19 protein-coding genes are annotated in these 18,260 nt (G+C 73.3%); 10 read left to right on the top strand and 9 right to left on the bottom strand.

The annotated features are described in order from the left end of the window. Positions 1 to 90: 90 nt before the first annotated feature. Positions 91 to 366 (top strand): DUF2530 domain-containing protein, encoded by a 276-nt coding sequence (locus tag C2865_RS32540; RefSeq protein WP_106402464.1) that lies wholly within the window; start codon positions 91 to 93, stop codon positions 364 to 366. Here C2865_RS32540 and C2865_RS32535 read toward each other — a convergent pair. Beyond that, positions 359 to 3,277, bottom strand: coding sequence for a sacsin N-terminal ATP-binding-like domain-containing protein (locus C2865_RS32535; protein ID WP_106402463.1), 2,919 nt, complete (start codon positions 3,275 to 3,277; stop codon positions 359 to 361). The two genes, C2865_RS32540 and C2865_RS32535, sit on opposite strands and share 8 nt — an antisense overlap. Positions 3,278 to 3,279: 2 nt before the next feature. Beyond that, entirely contained in the window at positions 3,280 to 4,107 is an 828-nt protein-coding gene (locus C2865_RS32530; protein WP_232835921.1) for a DUF3027 domain-containing protein, read from the bottom strand. A gap of 172 nt (positions 4,108 to 4,279) precedes the next feature. Between C2865_RS32530 and C2865_RS32525 the strand changes: the two genes are divergently transcribed. The 7 genes from C2865_RS32525 to C2865_RS32495 all read left to right on the top strand — a co-directional run bounded on the left by C2865_RS32525 (position 4,280) and on the right by C2865_RS32495 (position 11,573). Next, positions 4,280 to 4,936 (top strand): HAD family hydrolase, encoded by a 657-nt coding sequence (locus C2865_RS32525; RefSeq protein WP_232835920.1) that lies wholly within the window; start codon positions 4,280 to 4,282, stop codon positions 4,934 to 4,936. Between the two features lie 75 nt (positions 4,937 to 5,011). After that, on the top strand, positions 5,012 to 5,407 hold the full coding sequence (locus C2865_RS32520) for a cold-shock protein (protein ID WP_106402460.1): 396 nt from the start codon (positions 5,012 to 5,014) through the stop codon (positions 5,405 to 5,407). A gap of 192 nt (positions 5,408 to 5,599) precedes the next feature. Continuing rightward, entirely contained in the window at positions 5,600 to 6,202 is a 603-nt protein-coding gene (locus tag C2865_RS32515; protein WP_198653754.1) for a TetR/AcrR family transcriptional regulator, read from the top strand. Positions 6,203 to 6,209: 7 nt separating this feature from the next. Beyond that, complete coding sequence (locus C2865_RS32510; protein ID WP_106402459.1) at positions 6,210 to 8,495, top strand: helicase-associated domain-containing protein; 2,286 nt, start codon at positions 6,210 to 6,212, stop codon at positions 8,493 to 8,495. A gap of 51 nt (positions 8,496 to 8,546) precedes the next feature. Next, positions 8,547 to 8,936 carry a hypothetical protein gene (locus tag C2865_RS32505; protein ID WP_198653753.1) on the top strand — a complete coding sequence of 130 codons (390 nt, stop codon included), beginning with the start codon at positions 8,547 to 8,549 and terminating at the stop codon, positions 8,934 to 8,936. Positions 8,937 to 9,017: 81 nt separating this feature from the next. After that, a complete protein-coding gene (locus C2865_RS32500) occupies positions 9,018 to 10,652 on the top strand; it encodes a DNA repair helicase XPB (RefSeq protein WP_106402458.1) in 1,635 nt (544 codons plus the stop codon). A 180-nt stretch (positions 10,653 to 10,832) separates the two neighbouring features. Next, the gene (locus C2865_RS32495) at positions 10,833 to 11,573 is read left to right on the top strand and encodes an aquaporin (protein ID WP_106402457.1); all 741 of its coding nucleotides are present in this window, start codon (positions 10,833 to 10,835) and stop codon (positions 11,571 to 11,573) included. Here the strand turns inward: C2865_RS32495 and C2865_RS32490 are convergent. Next, on the bottom strand, positions 11,570 to 11,752 hold the full coding sequence (locus C2865_RS32490) for a DUF397 domain-containing protein (RefSeq protein WP_106402456.1): 183 nt from the start codon (positions 11,750 to 11,752) through the stop codon (positions 11,570 to 11,572). The two genes, C2865_RS32495 and C2865_RS32490, sit on opposite strands and share 4 nt — an antisense overlap. Beyond that, positions 11,749 to 12,564 (bottom strand): helix-turn-helix domain-containing protein, encoded by an 816-nt coding sequence (locus tag C2865_RS32485; RefSeq protein WP_106402455.1) that lies wholly within the window; start codon positions 12,562 to 12,564, stop codon positions 11,749 to 11,751. The genes C2865_RS32490 and C2865_RS32485 overlap by 4 nt, the downstream gene beginning before the upstream one ends. Before the next feature lie 110 nt (positions 12,565 to 12,674). On the opposite strand from C2865_RS32485, the gene C2865_RS32480 reads away from it, so the two are divergent. Both C2865_RS32480 and C2865_RS32475 read left to right on the top strand, forming a co-directional pair. Further along, a complete protein-coding gene (locus C2865_RS32480) occupies positions 12,675 to 13,094 on the top strand; it encodes an ATP-binding protein (protein ID WP_157963993.1) in 420 nt (139 codons plus the stop codon). A 61-nt stretch (positions 13,095 to 13,155) separates the two neighbouring features. Continuing rightward, the gene (locus C2865_RS32475; RefSeq protein WP_106402453.1) at positions 13,156 to 13,338 is read left to right on the top strand and encodes a hypothetical protein; all 183 of its coding nucleotides are present in this window, start codon (positions 13,156 to 13,158) and stop codon (positions 13,336 to 13,338) included. Here the strand turns inward: C2865_RS32475 and C2865_RS32470 are convergent. The 5 genes from C2865_RS32470 to C2865_RS32450 all read right to left on the bottom strand — a co-directional run bounded on the left by C2865_RS32470 (position 13,335) and on the right by C2865_RS32450 (position 18,219). Continuing rightward, positions 13,335 to 14,135, bottom strand: a complete 801-nt coding sequence (locus C2865_RS32470; protein ID WP_106402452.1) for an ABC transporter ATP-binding protein — start codon at positions 14,133 to 14,135, stop codon at positions 13,335 to 13,337. The two genes, C2865_RS32475 and C2865_RS32470, sit on opposite strands and share 4 nt — an antisense overlap. Then, the gene (locus C2865_RS32465) at positions 14,132 to 15,169 is read right to left on the bottom strand and encodes a FecCD family ABC transporter permease (RefSeq protein WP_106402451.1); all 1,038 of its coding nucleotides are present in this window, start codon (positions 15,167 to 15,169) and stop codon (positions 14,132 to 14,134) included. Before C2865_RS32465 ends, C2865_RS32470 begins: the two co-directional genes overlap by 4 nt. Then, positions 15,166 to 16,194 (bottom strand): FecCD family ABC transporter permease, encoded by a 1,029-nt coding sequence (locus C2865_RS32460; protein WP_232835919.1) that lies wholly within the window; start codon positions 16,192 to 16,194, stop codon positions 15,166 to 15,168. Before C2865_RS32460 ends, C2865_RS32465 begins: the two co-directional genes overlap by 4 nt. Further along, the gene (locus C2865_RS32455) at positions 16,191 to 17,156 is read right to left on the bottom strand and encodes an ABC transporter substrate-binding protein (protein WP_106402450.1); all 966 of its coding nucleotides are present in this window, start codon (positions 17,154 to 17,156) and stop codon (positions 16,191 to 16,193) included. The genes C2865_RS32460 and C2865_RS32455 overlap by 4 nt, the downstream gene beginning before the upstream one ends. A gap of 118 nt (positions 17,157 to 17,274) precedes the next feature. Next, on the bottom strand, positions 17,275 to 18,219 hold the full coding sequence (locus tag C2865_RS32450; RefSeq protein ID WP_106402449.1) for a GlxA family transcriptional regulator: 945 nt from the start codon (positions 18,217 to 18,219) through the stop codon (positions 17,275 to 17,277). Positions 18,220 to 18,260 lie beyond the last annotated feature (41 nt).

Below are 18,260 nucleotides of genomic sequence, written 5' to 3'. Positions count from 1 at the left end.
GCCGACCGGGAATCCTTCCGCACCGTATACGGGACGGGGGTATCGACCCGCGGCCGCGGCCGCGTGGCGGGCTCCGGATAGTGTGTCGGCATGCCGACACACCCCGGCCGGCCCCAACCGGAACCGCTGAAGACCAACGATGTGCTCGTCGCGGCCGGAGGCACCGCCGTCTGGCTCATCGCGCTGGTGGTGCTGCTGCTCGTCGGACTGCCCTCCGACCAGCGCTGGTGGTTGTGGGTGTGCCTGACCGGCGCGATCATCGGCGCCTTCGCCTGCCTGTACATCCCGCGCCTGCAGCGCAAGCGCGACCAGGAGGGCCCGGCACGGGCCGAGGAGACCGAACCGGACCTGCCCCCGATCAGCTGAGATCGGCCTCGGCCAGCAGGAGGACCGCGGCGCCCGGCTCGGCCAGCAGCGCCTGCAGCGCCTGCCGGTCGCCCCACCGGCCCAGCTCCCAGGCGACGGCCCTGGCCAGGCCCGCCGGACCCGAGGCGTGCGGGCGCCCGTCGTACCACCAGGACACCTCCCGGCCCTGCACGACCAGCCTGTCATGGTGCAGGTAGCTCTCGGGCGCCTCGGGGAACAGCTCCCGCACGATCCCCGGCACCTCGCGCTCCGTGCCCGGGGCGTCCGGTCCGGCCGGGACCTCGTCCGAGGCCAGAGGCAGTTCCAGCAGCTCGGCCAGGTCCTCGGCGCGGTCGTGCGGAAGCAGCACCAGCGGCTGGTCGGCCAGCAGCGGCAGCGCGTACGGGACGTCCACCACGATGGCGTCCTCGGCCGGGACGACCTCGACCACCGCCCCCGCCACCGCGCGCACCTCGTCCGGCGGGACGAGCTCGGACGCGTGCGACAACCAGGTCCACAACGCCCTGAGCTGGTCGCGCCGCACCGGCCTCGCCGGGTCGGCCAGCAGCTCCAGCAGCTCGTCCGGCGGGACGTCCGCCAGCGAGCGCCGCACGCCCAGCGCACGGGCGAACTCCGGGTCGAGGAACTCAGGCGCCGGATCGTAGAGGCCCTCCAGCAGCGGGTCGGCGTCACGGGCGCGGCGCGCCCCGCCGAGGACCTCGCGGCGGGCCAGCCACCAGGAGGTGTAGGACGGCACCCGGGCGCCGTCCGGCAGCACCACCGGCGCCACGACCGCCTCGCGCCACGGCGGGAGGGCCAGCAGCCGCAGCGCCGCCTCCCAGTCCTCGACCAGTTCCAGGTCGCGGACGGCCGTCAGCTCCGGCAGGTGCGCCGACGGGACGTCCCAGTCCTCCAGGCCGTCCAGGCTCAGCTCGTCCAGGGTGTCGGGATCGTTCAGGTCCACGTCCTGCGCGCGCAGCAGGGCGAACCCCCGCAGCACCCCGGCGTTCTCCAGCGCCGAGGCCCCGTACCGCTCGACCAGCCCCGGATCGACGATCCCGAAGGGCGAGTCCTCCCCCATCACCCGGCGCAGCGGGGAGTCCTCGAACAAGAGCTCCCCCGCCGGGTACGGCTCGCCGTCCGCGCCGGGGAGGGCCAGCTCGGCCAGCCAGGAGTCGGCCGGACCCGACAACGCGCCGGTCAGCGTCAGCACGGCGTCCGCCAGGTCGGCGCGCTCCTGCGGGTCCTCCAGATCCAGGGAGCCCTCGACGGCGGCCCGCACCGCGGGATCGGCGAGCACCTGGCGGGGGCCGGCCTCCACCGCGCCGAGCCGGACCAGCAGCGGATGGTCGGCGGCCGGGTCGGCGACCCGCAGGCCCAGCGCGGACAGCCGCTCCGGCGCGGGCAGGTCCCTGGCCAGCAGCACCCCGCGCGGGCCGCGCACCAGCCGCCCGTCGGCCAGCGGGACCGGCAGCGCGCCCAGCTCCCCGGAGTCCACCCCGGCCAGCGCGTCGTAGACCGCCCGCCACCAGGCGGGTTCGCGGTCCAGGCCGGCGAGCGCGTCCACCACGTCCGCCGGAGCCATGCGCCGCACGCCCAGCGCCCGCAGCGCCCGGTGCCCGGCGGGCCAGGCGGCGGGCAGCAGGCCGGGGACCACCCCGCTCAGCGCCGCCACCAGCGGGGCGGGCCCGTCCACCGCCACCGCGTCACGGCCCCTGACCCGGGCCGCGGAGTCCTCGGCGAGCGGCAGCAGCGGAGCCTCGGGCAGCGCCCGGAGCACGGCGTGGCGCAGCGCGCCGTCCAGGACGCCCGCGGGGACGGGGCCCGGCACCAGATCGAGCAGGGCCGTGCCCGCCGTCCCGGCGAGCAGGTCGAGGTAGGCGCCCGCCGCGCGCTCCACCAGGAAGTCGGTCAGCGGGCCCGGCTCCACCCGCCTGCGGTCGGAGGCGAGCGGCACGCTCGCGATCAGCAGGGCGGGGAAGTCCAGCGGCTCGTCGGTCGGTGTGGGCGCGTACAGCACCCCGCCGCCGGTCGGCGGCGCGTCCAGCGGCCCGCGCGGCTCCGCGCGCACCGCCCAGCGCACCGACCAGAACGGGCGGTTGCGCTCCTCGGCGGGCCGGTCGGCCAGCAGCTCCTCGGGGATCCGGCCGTGCGCCTCCACCGTCCGCCAGCGCGAGACCGCGCCCTCCGCGGGGAGCCCGGCGGCGTCCCCGGTCTCGGTGACGATGACGGTGCCGGGCTCGGGACGGGCGGCGCGCAGCAGACGCGTCCCGCCGTCCACGGTGACGGCCAGGGTGGCCAGGGCCGGCAACGCGAGCAGGAGGGGCGCCCCCACCCCGGCGAGCTGGGCGCGCAGCGACCGCTCGGCGGCCTCGTCGCGCAGCGGCAGCACGACCCGGGTGGCGAAGCCCTCCGGCGGAACGTCCGCGGAGGGGAAGGGCAGCCGCAGGACCGGAACGTGGCCGTGCCGGGCCGCCAGCTCGCCGGCCAGCTCCGGAACACCTTCGACCAGGGCGCGGGTGCGCTCCGCCGACCAGGCGACGGCCCCGGTCAGGGAGGCCGCGGACGGGGCGTCGCTCACCGAGACGACGGCGGTGAACCCGACGCCGAACCGGCCCGCCGAGTCGGCGCCGCGCTTGGTGGAGGCGCGCAGCGAGGACAGCGACTCCACGCCCTCCGCGGTGAGCGGCGCCCCGGTGTTGTCGGCCGTCAGCGTCCCGTCCCGCAGCTCCAGCCGCAGATGGCCGGGCACCCCGGCCCGCTGGGCGGCGTCCGCGGCGTTCTGCGCCAGTTCGATCAGGACGCGGTCGCGGTAGGCGCCGAGCGCGTAGTCCTCCTCGGCGTTGGCGTCCTCCCGGAACCGGGCGGGCGCCGCGGCCCAGGCGTCCAGGACCCGGGCCCGCAGCGCGGCGGTGCCGAAGGGATCGTCCATGGTCAGCCGCGGCCGGGCGTCTCCTCCCCGGCCTCCCCCGGCTCCGCGGGCTCGGCGGGGGACTCCTCGGGCAGCCGGTCGAGCGCCATCTCGTCCAGGATCAGCGGCGGCGCCTCGGCGGCCGAGGGCACCACGACCGCCTCGGAGTGGGCGCCGCAGCCGTGGTCGGCCGAGACGGCGCGGCCGTCGTCGGGCGCGTGCTCGTTGGCGCAGACCCCGAAGAGCCGGCGCAGCTTGCCCGCCAGCGGGAGGTAGAAGCCGCAGGTGCTGCACTGGGCGGGGGCCGCCACCGCGATCGGCGCCTGCGGGCCGCCGGCCCCCTCGTACCAGCGCTCGGCCGCCTGGTCGCGGCCCTCGGCCGACAGCACCCTGGTGCGGCCCAGGCCGGTCTCCCACTGGGCCTGCTCGTCGAGGTCCTCCTGGGGCTGGGCGAAACCGGGCGCCAGCCGCACGTCGTCGGGCGCGGTGGGCAGCAGGTCGCCGGGGCCCAGGTCGCCGGGGCGCAGCCGGTCCAGCCACGGCACCCAGGCCGGCGGCAGGACCGCCTCCTCCCCGGGCAGCAGGGCCGTCTCGGAGACGGTGACGACCTTGGCGCGGGCGGCGCGGGCCACCGTGACGGCCCAGCGCCAGCCCCGGTAGCCGAAGTCCGTGCAGGCGAAGAAATGGGTCACGACCCGGTCGCCTTCGACGGCGTAGCCGAGGTGCTCGCCCACCTCGGAGGGCCTCGCCGTCTCCTTCGCGGCCTCCAGCGCCAGGTCGACGGCTTCGACGCAGGCCGGATCCGCGACGGAACGGCCTCGGCGGACTGGGGCGGAACGGAGTGACGTCACATACAGATTGTCGCCCATGCCGGGGGATGACCGTGCACCCCTCCCCGCCCGCGCGGCCGGGGAAACCGGCGGCGGCCGACCCGGGAAAGCCGTTCCGGACCGGTGGAACAGAGGTTACGGGCGGTGCCCAAAGGGAGGTCGATCCCCGTTCCCCTTCCTTAAAATGACGGTCATGATGGTGGGCTTCGACCTGGACCTGACCCTCGCGGACACCCGCCGGGGCATCGGCGCCGTCTACGCGGCGCTCGCCGCCGAGACCGGCGCCTTCATCGACGTGCCTCTCGTCGTCGGGCGGCTGGGCCCGCCGCTGGAGATGGAGCTGGCGAACTGGTTCCCCGAGCCGCACATCCCCGAGATGGTCCTGCGTTTCCGGGCGCTCTATCCGGAACTGGCCATTCCCGCCACCCTGCTCATGAGCGGCGCCGCCGAGGCGGTCGCCGCCGTCCGCGCCGCGGGCGAGCGCGTCATGGTCGTCACCGCCAAGAACGAACCCCACGCCAGGGCCACCCTGGCCTTCCTCGGGCTGGACGTCGACCTGCTGGTGGGCGGCCTGTGGGCGGCCGGCAAGGGCGCCGCGCTGCGCGAGCACGGCGCGCACACCTACGTCGGCGACCACCCCGGCGACATCGCGGCGGCCCGCGCGGCGGACGCCTTCAGCCTGGCCGTCGCCACCGGCGGTTTCACCGCCTCGGACCTGCTCGGCCACGGCGCCGACCACGTCCTTGACGACCTCACGTCGTTTCCGCAGTGGCTTGACGCCTTTGACCGGACATGTCAACCCCGTTCGCCCCGGGAACGGGGGGACCGGCCGCGCGATGAAGGGCGATAAGGAGTATCGCCGTTTTGCCGTAAGGCATTAGCCTTGTACGGATCACCCGAACGCGCAGCCAGACAGAGGTCCACCGTGCCCAGTGGCAAGGTCAAGTGGTACGACACCGACAAAGGTTTCGGTTTTCTCACCCGCGACGACGGGGGTGAGGTCTTCGTGCATTCCTCCGCCCTGCCCGCTGGAACGAAAGCCTTGAAACAGGGCCAACGAGTCGAGTTCGGTGTGGTGGAGGGCCGCCGCGGCCAGCAGGCCCTGTCCGTGAAGGTCGTCGACACCCCGCCCTCGGTCGAGAAGACCATCGCCAAGGCCAAGCGCAAGCGCCCCGACGACATGGTCCTCATCACCGAGGACCTCATCAAGCTCCTCGACCACGTCTCGGAGACCTACCGCCGCGGCAAGCACCCCTCCAGCGCCGAAGCCCGCAAGATCGCGACGGTCCTGCGCGCGGTGGCCGACGACATCGACATCTGACCCGCCCCGAGGCCCGTCGCGCGACAGGGGACGGTCCGGTGTCCGGTGCGGTCCCCGGGGCCGGCGCGTGGAGTCGCCGGGCCTTCCTCCTCCCCCGGTGAAACCACTGCGGTAGCCTGCAGGGCGCAAGCCGCCCTCAGCGAGCACCGGACCCGGGGACAGGCCTTAGGCTTCTGGGGGAGGATCACACCAATGAGCAGAACGACGCGCGAGCGGATCGTGGCCGAGGCGCTGCGGCTTTTCGCCGAGCGCGGTTACGCCGCGACGTCCGTCGCCGAGATCGAGGCCGCCGCCGGGCTCTCTCCCGGCGCGGGCGGTCTCTACCGGCATTTTCCTTCCAAGCAGGAAGTGCTCGCAGCGGCGGTGCGCGAGCGCATCGAGCACACCCGCGACCAGGTCAACGCGACCCTCGCCGAGTCCGAGCACTTCAAGTCCAAGCCGCTGGACCTGCGGCTGCGGATGACCTGCCACGCGGGCATCGCCAAGATGCGCGAGGAGCAGGACCTCATCCGGGTGCTCTTCCGCGACCTCGACCAGTTCCCCCACCTGGTGGCCGACCTGCGTGACGGCGTGGTCAACCCGCTGTACGAGAGCATCGCCGCCTGGCTGTCCACCCAGCCCGAGTTCAAGGAGCGGGACGAGGACTGGGAGGCCATCGCGGCGATCCTCGGCGGCTCCGTGGTCAACTACTGGCTGGCCAACGAGTCGCTGTACGAGACCCCCGTCAAGACCGACGAGAAACGTTTCGCAGCCGCCTGGGCACGGCTCGCCATGGGCCTGCTCGGCCGGGACTGAAGGGCCGTTGGACAGTTACGGGGACTGGCTCCGCGGACGCACCGACGACCAGCTGTGCGCCCTCGTCTCCGCACGGCCCGAGCTGATCACCCCCGTCCCCGCCGACCTCGGTGCCCTGGCCGCCCGCGCGGCCGCCCCATCGGCGGTGAGCCGGGCCCTGGACCGGCTGGACCGCGCGGCGCTGGCCGTCCTGGAGGCGGTCGCCGTGCTGCCCTCCCCCACCCTCACCGCGTTGAAGAAGGCGCTGGGCGCGCGCTCCGCCGAGGTCGTGGAGCGGCTGCGGGACCTGGGCCTGCTGTGGCCGGGGCCCTCCCGCTCCCTGCGCCTGGCCCCCGGCGTGCGGGCCGCCCTCACCCACCCCGCGGGGCTCGGGCCGTCCGCCCGCGAGACGCTGGCCGCCCTCCCCCTGGAGCGGCTGCTGGAGCTGGCCGAGGACCTGGGGGTCTCCACCGCCTTCGCCAGCGCCCCGGGGCTGGCCGAGTCCCTCGCCGAACGGCTGGCCGACCCGGGACCGCTCGTGGAGGACGCCGGGCCCGAGGCGCGGGCGGCGCTGGAGCACCTGGCCTGGGGCCCGCCCACTGGCCGGATCGACAACGCGCGGCGGCGGGTGGGCCTGGCCGAGGCGCGCAGCCCCGTCGACCGGCTGCTGGCCAGGGGGCTGCTGATCGCCACGGACGACCGGACGGTGACCCTGCCCCGCGAGGTGGGCCTGTACCTGCGCGGCGGCGTGCTCTTCCGGGAGGACGTGATCACCGCGCCCGTGCCGTCCGGGACCAGGCGCCCCCAGAGGCTGACCGACCAGATCGCCTCCGGGCAGGCCTTCACCCTGCTGCGCCTGACCGAGGAGCTGCTGGAGCACTGGGGGGTGCGCCCGCCCCCGGTGCTGCGCGGCGGCGGTCTGGGCGTCCGGGAGCTCCGGGCGGCCGCGGGCAGGCTCGACCTGACCGAACGCGACGCCGCGATCGTCGTCGAGGTCGCCCACGCCGCGGGCCTGCTGGACCGGGACGGCGGCTCCTCGGAGTGGCTGCCCACCCGCTCCTACGACCTGTGGCTGCTGCGCGACGCCGCCGCCCGCTGGACCGAACTGGCGGGCGCCTGGCTGGAGACCGACCGGGTGCCCGGCCTGGTCGGCGAGCGCGACGACCGGGACCGGACGATCAACGCCCTGACCGACGGGAACATCCGCTCCTCCGCGCCCCGGGTCAGGCGCGAGACGCTGGCGGTGCTCCCCGAGGGCGTCGCGCCCGACGAGGAGTCCGTCCTGCGCGCGCTGGCCTGGCGGAACCCCAGGCGCGCGTCGGGCCTGCACGACCGGCTCGTCTCCTGGACGCTGCACGAGGCGGCCTTCCTGGGCGTCACCGGGTTCGGCGCCCGCGCCTCCTACGCCGGGGCGCTCCTGTCCGGCGGCGACGTCGCCGGGGAGCTCGGCGCGCTGCTGCCCGAGCCCGTCGACCAGGTGGTGCTCCAGGCCGACCTGACGGCGGTCGCGCCCGGCCCGCTCGTGCCCGACCTGGCGCGGGAGCTGGCGCTGACCGCCGACGTGGAGTCCAAGGGCGGGGCGACCGTCTACCGCTTCACCCCCGAGTCGGTGCGGCGGGCGCTGGACGCCGGGCGCACCGTCTCGGAGCTGCTGGACCTCTTGGCCCGCCACAGCAGCACCCCCGTGCCGCAGCCCCTGTCCTACCTGGTCGAGGACGTCGGCCGCAGGCACGGCAGGCTCCGGGTCGGCACCGCCCTGTCGTACGTGCGCTGCGACGACCCCGCGGCCCTGGACGAGATCCTCGCCGACCGCAGGGCCGCCACCCTGCGCCTGTACCGGCTGGCGCCGACGGTGCTGGCCTCCCGATTGTCCCGCCAGGACCTGCTGGAGTCGTTGCGCTCCGTCGGCTTCTCGCCCGTGCCGGAGTCGCCCGAGGGCGGCCTGGTGGTCACCCGGACGGACGCCCGGCGCGCCGAGCCGCCGGCCCGGCCGCCGGTGGAGCACGAGCACGTCGTGGACGAGCGGGTCGCCGCCGCGGCGATCCGGGCGCTGCGGGCGGGCGAGGAGGCGGCCTCGGTCGGCGCCCCGGAGGGCGAGCCGCCGCGCACCCCGTCGATCTCCCTGATCGAGGAGCTGCGCGCCGCCCTGGGCACCCGGTTGTGGATCGGCTACCTGGACCAGCAGGGCCGCGCCTCCAGCCGGATCATCGAGCCGGTTCGGGTGGACGGCGGCTTCCTGACGGCGTATGACCAGACCAGAGCCTCCATCCAGCGCTTCGCGCTGCACCGGATCACCGGTGTGCGCAAGATCTGAACCCCTCGGTACCCTGCACAGTCCCACAGGTATGGACGAAAAGGTCTTCCCGTGAGCCACTCTCCCCACGACCCCTACTTCGGACCGGGGTACGGCATCCCCGGCCACCCCAACCAGTACGGGCAGTACGGGCAGTACCCGCCGCCCCCGCCCGCGAGCAACGGCCCGGCCGTCGCCGCGCTGATCGCCAACATCCTGCTGACCATCACCTGCTGCGGGCTGCTGGCCGTCCCGGGGATCGTCACCGCCGCGGTCGCGATGAGCCGCGTCAACACCGATCCCGTCTCGGCCAAGAACCTCACCAACTGGAGCTGGGTGATCTTCGGCCTCGCCGTCCTCGTGGGCGTCGTGCTGCTGGTGCTCTTCTTCGCCCTGGGCCTCTCCGGCGAGCTGGACGAAACCGGCACCGCGCCCACGGGAGACGACGGCATCCGCATCTGACCCGGTCCTCCCCGGGAGGTCTCGCTCACATCGGCGCGCAGGAACACCGGCACCCCCTCCGGTGTTGCAGACTCGATGGCTATGAATGATGGTCCGTTGATCGTGCAGTCGGACAAGACGCTGCTGCTGGAAGTCGATCATGAGCGTGCGGGTGAGTGCCGTCGGGCCATCGCGCCCTTCTGCGAGCTGGAGCGGGCTCCCGAGCACGTGCACACCTACCGGGTGACGCCGCTGGCGTTGTGGAACGCGCGCGCCGCGGGGCACGACGCCGAGCAGGTCGTGGACGCGCTGATCGAGTACTCGCGCTACCCGGTGCCGCACGCCCTGCTGGTGGACGTCGCCGACACCATGGGGCGGTACGGGCGGCTGCGGCTGGAGAAGCACCCCGGTTACGGGCTGGTCCTGGTCTCCAGCGACCGCGCCGTGCTGGAGGAGGTGCTGCGCGCCAAGAAGATCAAGCCGCTGCTCGGGGACCGCGTCACCGACGACACCGTGGTCGTGCACCCCTCGGAGCGGGGCACGCTCAAGCAGGCGCTGCTCAAGCTCGGCTGGCCCGCCGAGGACCTCGCCGGGTACGTGGACGGCGAGGCCCACCCGATCGACCTCGTGGAGACGGGCTGGTCGCTGCGGCCCTACCAGAAGGACGCCGCCGAGGCGTTCTGGGCGGGCGGCTCCGGGGTCGTGGTGCTGCCCTGCGGGGCGGGCAAGACCACCGTGGGCGCCGCCGCCATGGCGCACGCGGGGGCGACCACGCTGATCCTGGTCACCAACACCGTCAGCGTGCACCAGTGGAAGCAGGAGCTGCTGCGCCGCACCAGCCTCACCGAGGACGAGATCGGCGAGTACTCGGGCACCAAGAAGGAGATCCGCCCGGTCACCATCGCCACCTACCAGGTCATGACGGCCCGCAGGAAGGGCGTCTACGCGCACCTGGAGCTGTTCGACGCCCGTGACTGGGGCCTGGTCCTGTACGACGAGGTGCACCTGCTGCCCGCGCCGATCTTCCGGATGACCGCCGACCTGCAGGCGCGGCGCCGGCTGGGCCTGACGGCCACGCTGGTGCGCGAGGACGGCCGGGAGGGCGACGTCTTCTCCCTCATCGGCCCCAAGCGCTACGACGCGCCCTGGAAGGAGATGGAGAACCAGGGCTGGATCGCCCCCGCCGACTGCGTCGAGGTGCGGGTGACACTGACCGACTCCGAGCGGCTGGCCTACGCCACCGCCGAGCCGGAGGAGCGCTACCGCTTCTGCGCCACCACCGAGACCAAGACCCAGGTGGTGCAGCGCCTGGTGGAGCGCCACCGGGGCGAGCAGACCCTGGTCATCGGCCAGTACATCGACCAGCTGGACGAGCTGGGCGAGCGCCTGGGCGCCCCCGTCATCAAGGGCGAGACCAAGATCAAGGAACGGGAGCGCCTCTTCGACGGCTTCCGCAGCGGCGAGATCCACTGCCTGGTCGTCTCCAAGGTCGCCAACTTCTCCATCGACCTGCCCGAGGCGTCCGTGGCCGTCCAGGTCTCGGGCTCCTTCGGCTCCCGCCAGGAGGAGGCGCAGCGCCTGGGCCGCGTCCTGCGCCCCAAGGCCGACAAGGGCAGCGCCCGCTTCTACAGCGTCGTCGCCCGCGACACCCTCGACCAGGACTTCGCCGCCCACCGCCAGCGCTTCCTGGCCGAGCAGGGCTACGCCTACCGCATCGTCGACGCCGACGACGTCTGATCCGCGACACCCGAGAAGGCGGCCTCCCACCAGGGGGGCCGCCTTTCCTCTGCCCCTTCGGGACCGGCCGCCCGGGGCGCGCCGAGTCTTTGCCGAAAGTGGATCATTCCCTGAGGCCACGCCTGTGACCAGGGTGTTTTAGTGGAGTGTCTTTTCTGGAGTCGGATCGGAGGACCGGCTGTGCGCACGGATCGTTATGTCGCCGAATTCCTGGGCACGGCGCTCCTGGTGTTCATCGCCGTGGGCAGCGCGGTGCTCGGGCTGCCCGAGATCGGCGCGGTCGGGGTGGCGCTCGCCTTCGGTCTGGTCCTTCTTGGCCTGGTCTACGCCATCGGGCCGATCTCGGGCTGCCATGTCAACCCGGCGGTCACCGCCGGCGCCTGGATCATGCGTCAGATCTCGGGCACCGACGCGGTCTGCTACATCGTCGCCCAGGTCCTCGGCGGCATCGCCGGCGCGGCCCTGATCAAGCTGGTGTCCTCGGTGGGCGGGGTCGAGACCGCCGTCGACGGCGCGAACGCCTACGGTCCGGACGAGGGGATCAACGCGGCCGGCACCTTCGTCCTCGAGGTCGTGCTGACCTTCGTGTTCGTCTTCGTGGTGCTGCTGGTGGTCCGCCGCAAGGCCGCGGCGACCGCGGCCGGAGTGGCCATCGGCTTCACCCTGGCCGTCGTCCACCTGGTCGGCGTCCCCCTGCACGGGACCTCGGTGAACCCGGCCCGCTCCATCGGCCCCGCCCTCTTCGCGGGCGGCGAGGCGATCGGCCAGCTCTGGCTGTTCATCCTGGCCCCGCTCGTGGGCGGCGTCCTCGCGGCCCTCGCCGCCAGGGCCCTGCGGGACGCCCCGGAGGACACGGAGGTCGAAATGCGCCGGATCGGCGCCCCGCACGCCGACGGCGAGATCAAGGTCAAGCCGCGCTAGCGGCCGGACTTCACCCGCGCCAGGAACGCGGCGGCCCGGCGCCCGGACAGCGCCAGGTGTCCCCGCTCCGGATTCTTGCCGTCCCGGATCCCCAGCTCGGCCGGAAGCGCAGCCAACTCGACGCACAGGTTCTCGGCACCGCTGTGACTGGACTTGCGCCAAACATGAGTGGTGGTCATTCGATGTTCTCCAGATATCGGTGGATCAGCGCAAGGCTGTCGGGACCGGAGAGCGCCCGGGACCCGATCCGCTCGTAGCGCCCAAGGTACCCGCGCACCTCGGCCGGTTCGCTGACGAGACGTCCGCCGCCGGGGGAATCGGAGAAGACCGTGTCCCCCGCCCCCAAGGTCATGATCATGAAGCTTCCGTCCATGGCCGGTGACGCTCCGGAGGAGCGGGGGACGACTCTGATTCCGACGGTGTCGAGTCGTGCGAGGGCGAGCAGGCGCTCCAGTTGGCCGCGCATGACCTCCGGCCCTCCGATAGGCCAGTCCAGGGCGTTCTCCGACAGAATCGCCCACACTTCCGGAGGCGGATCGCGCCGGAAGATGGCGGCGCGCCTCATTCGATCGGCCACCAGCTCGTCCGCCCGGGAGGCGTAACGCCCGGAGAGGATGAGCGCCTGCGCGTACTCGGGGGTCTGGAAGATTCCGGGAACGATCAGCGCCTCATAGACGCGCAGGAAATGGGCGGATGCCTCAAGATGCAAGCACTGCTCGCGCCAGGCGGAATTGTGGCTGCGAGTCGCGTGATAAATAAGAAAACCGAACAAACCGCCCGTATCCCACTCCTTATCGAGAAGCGCTGCCTGCTTCTCGTCGAGCCTCTCCTCACCTCGCTCGATACGAGAAACCGAGGCGACGGACGCGTTGATGACGGCACCCACATTGGCCTGCGACCTGCCCTTCTGGAGGCGGAGAAACCGCAGGTGGTGGGCGATGAGCGCCCACAGGTCGATGGTCGGCTCAGGGGGCGAGACGAGTTTGGGCATGCGCCCTCCGGATTATCGGCCGTTCTCGCGTTTCTCGCGAGAACTGGAAAACGTTAACCCGAGGCCTGAGCCTGGTGCCACCGATTCCCCGAACCCTGCGGAGACGAGACGTGGCTTCCGACATCGATGCGACATATATTCCACAACGTCCGGACCGTACGAAGTTCTATTTCCAGAACTTCGCCGTTCCCTGGACCCTGGAGGACGTCAACGACACCCGGCACCGCGTCGCCGCTCTCCTGCTCGACTGGGAGATCGACCCCGGTTTCGTCGACGACAGGATCACCGCCATCCACGAGATGGTGACCAACGCCTACTGCCACGGCGAGCCGCCCGTCCGCCTCAGCCTCCTCCTGGACGACGACGGCCTGCTGGTGGAGGTCGCCGACCGCTCGCGGCGGATGCCCGAACGGCGGCGGCCGGGCATCGAGGACCTGCGCGGGCGCGGCCTGATCCTCATCGAGGACGCGGCCCGCGCCATGGGCTGGCGGGCCGGCCGGGAGGGGAAGGTCGTATGGGCGAGGTTCTGACCCACCGGAACGCCGCCCCACAAGGCGCCGGTGCCCGTCCGCCCGTCCCGGGGGTCCGGGGATGATCCAGGAGACCCTGCACGCCCTCGCGGCATGGGTGCTCGGCATGTCCCTGTCCGTGCTCCCCTGGATGGCCCACGCCCTGGCCGCCGACCGCCGCGAGCGGGTCCGGGCGGAGGCCGTCCGCCGCCACCGCGCGGGACACGCCGCGGACCTCCGGCGACGGGGGCCGGGAGCGGCCTAGCCGGCTGCTCCCCAGGGGGCGCCGGGCACGACGAGGGGGTCGCCGGTCACCGGGTCGGGGACGACCACGCAGGTGAGGCCGAAGACCTCGTGGACGAGGTCGGCGGTGACGATGTCGCGGGGGGCGCCCTGGGCGATGACGCGGCCGGCCTTCATCGCGACCAGGTGGTCGGCGTAGCGGGCCGCCTGGTTGAGGTCGTGCAGGACGGCGACGACGGTGCGGGCGCGTTCGCGGTTGAGCCGCCGGACCAGGTCCAGGACCTCGACCTGGTGGGCGATGTCGAGGTAGGTGGTCGGCTCGTCGAGCAGGAGGAGGTCGGTGTCCTGGGCGAGGGCCAGGGCGATCCAGACCCGCTGGCGCTGGCCGCCGGACAGCTCGTCGACGGGCCGTTCGGCGAGCCCGGCGACGTCCGTGCGCTCCATGGCCTCGGTGACGGCCCGCTCGTCGTCGTCCGACCACTGCCGCCACCACTTCTGGTGCGGCTGCCGCCCGCGCGCGACGAGGTCCGCGACGGTGATCCCCTCCGGGGGCACCGGCGTCTGCGGCAGCAGCCCGATCGTGCGGGCGATCTGCTTGGTCGGGATGCGCGACAGCTCGACGCCGTCCAGGAGGACCGCGCCGCGGCGGGGCTTGAGCAGCCGCCCGAGGGCGCGCAGCAGGGTGGACTTGCCGCAGGCGTTGGGGCCGACGACGACCGTCACCTTCCCCTGCGGTATCTCCAGGTCGAGGCCGTCGACGACGGTGCGGCTCTCGTACGACAGGGTGAGGCCCTGCGCCTTCAGGCGATTGCCGGTCATACTCTGCCTCCGGAACGGCTTCGGACGATCAGCCACAACAAGTAGGGGGCGCCCACCACGGCGGTGAGCACGCCGACCGGCAGCTCGATCGGCGCGAACAGCCTGCGGGCCAGCAGGTCCGCCAGGACGACGATGAGCGCGCCCGTCAGCGCCGAGCACAGCAGGGGGATCTGGGCGCCGCGGGTCAGGCGGCGGACGATCTGCGGGGCGAGCAGCGCCACGAAGTCGATGGGCCCCGCGGTGGCGGTCGCCACGGACGCGAGGACGACGCCGAGCGCGACGAGCCCGAGCCTGACACGGCCGAGGCGCACGCCCAGGGCCGTCGCGGTGTCGTCGTCGAGGGACATGTCGCGCTGGGCGCGCGCGGCCCACAGCAGCGGCACGAAGAGCAGCAGCAGGACCGCCGCGAGGGGCGCGGCCTGGTCGTAGCCGCGGCCGTTGAGCGATCCGGTGAGCCAGACCTTGGCCTGCTCGGCGGCGAGGAAGTCGCCCTTGGTCATGAACAGCCGGGTCAGGGACGACATGGCCGCCGAGAACCCGATGCCGATCAGCACGAAGTGGGTGGCCCGCAGCCCGTTCCGCCAGGCGAAGACGTAGACCAGGAGCGCGGCGGCGACGCCGCCGCCCAGGGACACCAGCGGCAGCATGGCGTAGGAGGTGATCCCGAAGGTGAACGCGGCGACCGTCGCCGCGCCCGCGCCGTGCGACACGCCGATGATGTCGGGACTGGCGAGCGGGTTGCGCGCCACCGTCTGGATCAGGGCACCGGCCAGGCCGAAGGCCGCGCCGACCAGCAGGCCGACGACCAGGCGCGGCAGCCGCAGCGTGCCCACCACGAGTTCGTCGGGGCTCGGCTGCCCGAGCAGCACGCGCACGACCTCCACCGGGGAGACGAAGGACTCCCCGACGCACAGGGACGCGACGACGGCCGCCCCCAGCGCGACGGCCAGCGCGAACGCCACGACGGCGGAGCGGCGGTGCACCAGGAAGGCCGCCCGTCCCGCCGTGACGGCGGCGTATCCGGCGGGCCTCATGCCGCGACCGCCGACCTGCGACGCACGATGGCGACCAGGAAGGGCACGCCCAGCAGCGCCGTCATGACGCCCACCGGCACCTCCGAGGGCGGGAAGAGGACGCGGCCGACGACGTCCGGGATCAGGATGAGCGCGGGCCCGAGCAGGGCGGCCATGGGCAGCAGCCAGCGGTGGTCGGTGCCGACCGCCGCGCGCGCCATGTGGGGGACGGCCAGGCCCGCGAAGACGATGGGTCCTGCCGCGGCGACGGCCACGCCGGTCAGGACGGTGGCGCCCAGCGCGCCCAGGATCCGCATCAGGGGCACGTTGTGGCCGAGCCCCTTGGCGGCGTCGTCGCCCAGGGCCAGCGCGTCCAGGCTGCGCGCCATCACGGCCACCAGCAGCAGCCCGGCGAGCAGGAACGGCCAGGTCTGCGCGGCGACCTCGGGCCCGCGGCCGCTGATCGAGCCGACCTGCCAGAACCGGAACTCGTCCAGGGCACGCCCGTTGGTGATCATGATGCCCGAGACCAGCGCGGCGAGGAAGGCGTTCATCGCCGCACCGGCCAGCGCCAGTCTGACGGGGGTCGCGCCGCCGCGCCCGGTGCCCGCGAAGAGGTAGACGGCCGCGGCCGCGACGGCGGCTCCGGCGAAGGCGAACCCCACGTACCCGGTCAGCGTGTGCACTCCGGCGAAGGCGATCGCGCAGATGACGCCGAGCGACGCCCCCTGGCTGATCCCCAGGATCCCCGGCTCGGCGATGGGGTTGCGGGTGACGCCCTGCAGCACCGCGCCGGCCAGGGCCAGCGCGACGCCGACCATGACGCCGATGACCGTGCGCGGCACGCGCAGCGACCGCACGACGTAGGCGTCGTCGGTGGTGCCGCCGTGCAGCAGGGCGTCCAGCGCCTCGGCCGGTCCGATCGAGCGGCTGCCGACCATGAGGCTGAGCAGCATGGCGAGCAGCAGCAGGAGCGCGCCCGCCGCCAGCCATCCGAGGCGGCGCCCGGTCTGCCGGACCGGGCGCCGTGCCGTCTTCTTCGTCACTCCGCGGCCGGGAGGTCCTTCTGGATCTCGTCCAGGATCGCGCCCGCGCCGGTGTAGCCGATGCCGAGCATCCACAGGGTGTCGTCGACCTTGAAGACCTTGCCGTTCCTCACCGCGTCGAGCTTCTTCCACAGCGGTCCGGCGGTGATGCCGGTCTCCTTGGCGGCCTCCGGGGAGCCGTAGGTGGAGTAGAAGATGATGTCCGCGTTGGCCTTGTCGACCTGCTCGGGGCTGATGTCGAGCGAGAAGCCCGTGGTGTCCTGGTTGGCGGGACGCCCGACGCCCAGGTCGGCGAAGATCGAGCCGACGAAGGTGTCGTTGAGGTAGAGGCGCGTGTCGGCGCCCTCGACGAAGCGCACGAAACCGACCTCGGTGGCCTTGGCCTTCTCGGCGCCGCCGAGGGCCTCGGTCACCTCCCCAACGCGGGTCTCGTAACCGGCGACGACCTTCTTCGCCTCGTCCTTCCTGCCCAGCGCGTCGGCGTGCAGCTCGAAGTTCTCGCGCCACGCCGGTCCGGTGGTCTCGGTGAGGACGGTCGGCGCGATGGCGGTCAGCGCCGTGTAGTTCTTCTCGTCGCGGACCTTGTTGCTCAGGATCAGGTCGGGCTTCAGGGCGGCGATCGCCTCGAGGTTCGGCTGGCCGATGAGCCCGACCTCCTTGACGCCCGCCAACTCGTCCCCGGGCAGGTAGGTGGAGAGCGGCGCGTCGGCGAAGGCCTTCGTGGCACCGACCGGGGTGACGCCCAGCGTGACGGCCGAGTCCAGCGCGTCGGTGTCCAGCACGACGACGCGCCGGGGGCTTCCCGGGACCTGCACGTCGCCCATGACCGTGGTCACCGTGCGCTTCGCGTCATCCTGAGACGGCGCCTTCGTGTCGTCGGAGGAGCCGCAGGCGGTGGTGACGGCCAGCGCGGCGGCCGCGAGTACGGCCATCGCGTTGCGGCGGTTGAGGATTCTGGACATGGGGAGTGACCTCTCGGGCAACACTGGGAAGGCCCCGAACGTGACGCGGGGAGTTTACTTAGGTAAAGCTAACCTTAACAAAGGTTAAAGCCGTCCGAAACGACCAAGACGTCCCCTCTCACCGGTTCCGGAAGGTGCTCCGGTACGCGGTCGGGGCCACGCCCAGCGCGGTGCGCAGGTGCTGGCGCAGGGAGACCGCGCTGCCCAGGCCGCTGCGCCGGGCGACCTCGTCCACGGGCAGGTCGGTGGCCTCCAGCAGGTGGCGGGCGTACTCCACGCGCTGCTGGTTCAGCCATTTGGCGGGGCTGGAGCCGGTCTCCTCGCGGAAGCGGCGGGTGAACGTGCGGGAGCTCATTCCGGCGCGGGCGGCGAGGTCGGCCACGGCGATCGGCTCGGCGAGGCGGGCCAGCGCCCAGGCGCGGGCCGGTGCCGTGCCCTCCCCTCCGGGGGCGGGCACGGGGCGTTCGATGAACTGGGCCTGGCCGCCGGCCCGGTACGGGGCGGCCACGCAGCGGCGTGCCGTGCGGTTGGCCACCTCGCTCCCGTGGTCCTTGCGGATCACGTGGAGGCAGAGGTCGATGCCCGAGACCACCCCGGCCGAGGTGAGGACGTCGCCGTCGTCGACGAACAGGACGTCGGGGTTCAGCTTCACCGCCGGGAAGAGGCGCGCGAACCTCTCGGCGTTGCGCCAGTGCGTCGTGGCGGGGCGGCCGTCCAGGAGGCCCGCCGCCGCCAGCACGAAGGCTCCCGTGCAGATGGACACCAACCGGGCCGAGGTGGCCCGGAGAGCCCCCCTGACGTCCTCGCGCAGGGTCCCGTCACGCAGGGGCGAGCCGCCGTGGATCCCGGGCACGACGACCGTGTCGGCGGTCTCCAGGAGGGAGAGGTCGTGGTCGGGCGTCACGCCGTAGCCGACCCGGCAGCGCACCGGCTCGCCGCCGGGGCTGCAGGTGAGCACCTCGTAGTCGGCGGGCGGCTCGGCCACCCGGAAGACGTGGCCGGGTATCCCCAGGTCGAGCGTGGCGAAGTCGTCCAGGACCAGGACGGCGATCCGGTGCGGCATACCGGACACGGTACGCCGGACATTGGCCGAAATCTTGCGAT

This window comes from Actinocorallia populi (assembly GCF_002995495.1).
Taxonomy (GTDB): Bacteria; Actinomycetota; Actinomycetes; order Streptosporangiales; family Streptosporangiaceae; genus Actinocorallia; species Actinocorallia populi.
The sequence above is the reverse complement of the archived record's forward strand: the minus strand, read 5'-3'. Positions and strand labels throughout refer to the sequence as shown.

What these genes read in the sequence shown, in the direction of transcription:
- C2865_RS32540 (WP_106402464.1), top strand. Translation starts at nt 91, where the DNA reads ATGCCGACACACCCCGGCCGGCCCCAACCGGAACCGCTGAAGACCAAC.
- C2865_RS32535 (WP_106402463.1), bottom strand. Translation starts at nt 3,277, where the DNA reads ATGGACGATCCCTTCGGCACCGCCGCGCTGCGGGCCCGGGTCCTGGAC.
- C2865_RS32525 (WP_232835920.1), top strand. Translation starts at nt 4,280, where the DNA reads ATGATGGTGGGCTTCGACCTGGACCTGACCCTCGCGGACACCCGCCGG.
- C2865_RS32515 (WP_198653754.1), top strand. Translation starts at nt 5,600, where the DNA reads ATGAGCAGAACGACGCGCGAGCGGATCGTGGCCGAGGCGCTGCGGCTT.
- C2865_RS32500 (WP_106402458.1), top strand. Translation starts at nt 9,018, where the DNA reads ATGAATGATGGTCCGTTGATCGTGCAGTCGGACAAGACGCTGCTGCTG.
- C2865_RS32490 (WP_106402456.1), bottom strand. Translation starts at nt 11,752, where the DNA reads ATGACCACCACTCATGTTTGGCGCAAGTCCAGTCACAGCGGTGCCGAG.
- C2865_RS32485 (WP_106402455.1), bottom strand. Translation starts at nt 12,564, where the DNA reads ATGCCCAAACTCGTCTCGCCCCCTGAGCCGACCATCGACCTGTGGGCG.
- C2865_RS32475 (WP_106402453.1), top strand. Translation starts at nt 13,156, where the DNA reads ATGATCCAGGAGACCCTGCACGCCCTCGCGGCATGGGTGCTCGGCATG.
- C2865_RS32470 (WP_106402452.1), bottom strand. Translation starts at nt 14,135, where the DNA reads ATGACCGGCAATCGCCTGAAGGCGCAGGGCCTCACCCTGTCGTACGAG.
- C2865_RS32465 (WP_106402451.1), bottom strand. Translation starts at nt 15,169, where the DNA reads ATGAGGCCCGCCGGATACGCCGCCGTCACGGCGGGACGGGCGGCCTTC.
- C2865_RS32455 (WP_106402450.1), bottom strand. Translation starts at nt 17,156, where the DNA reads ATGTCCAGAATCCTCAACCGCCGCAACGCGATGGCCGTACTCGCGGCC.
- C2865_RS32450 (WP_106402449.1), bottom strand. Translation starts at nt 18,219, where the DNA reads ATGCCGCACCGGATCGCCGTCCTGGTCCTGGACGACTTCGCCACGCTC.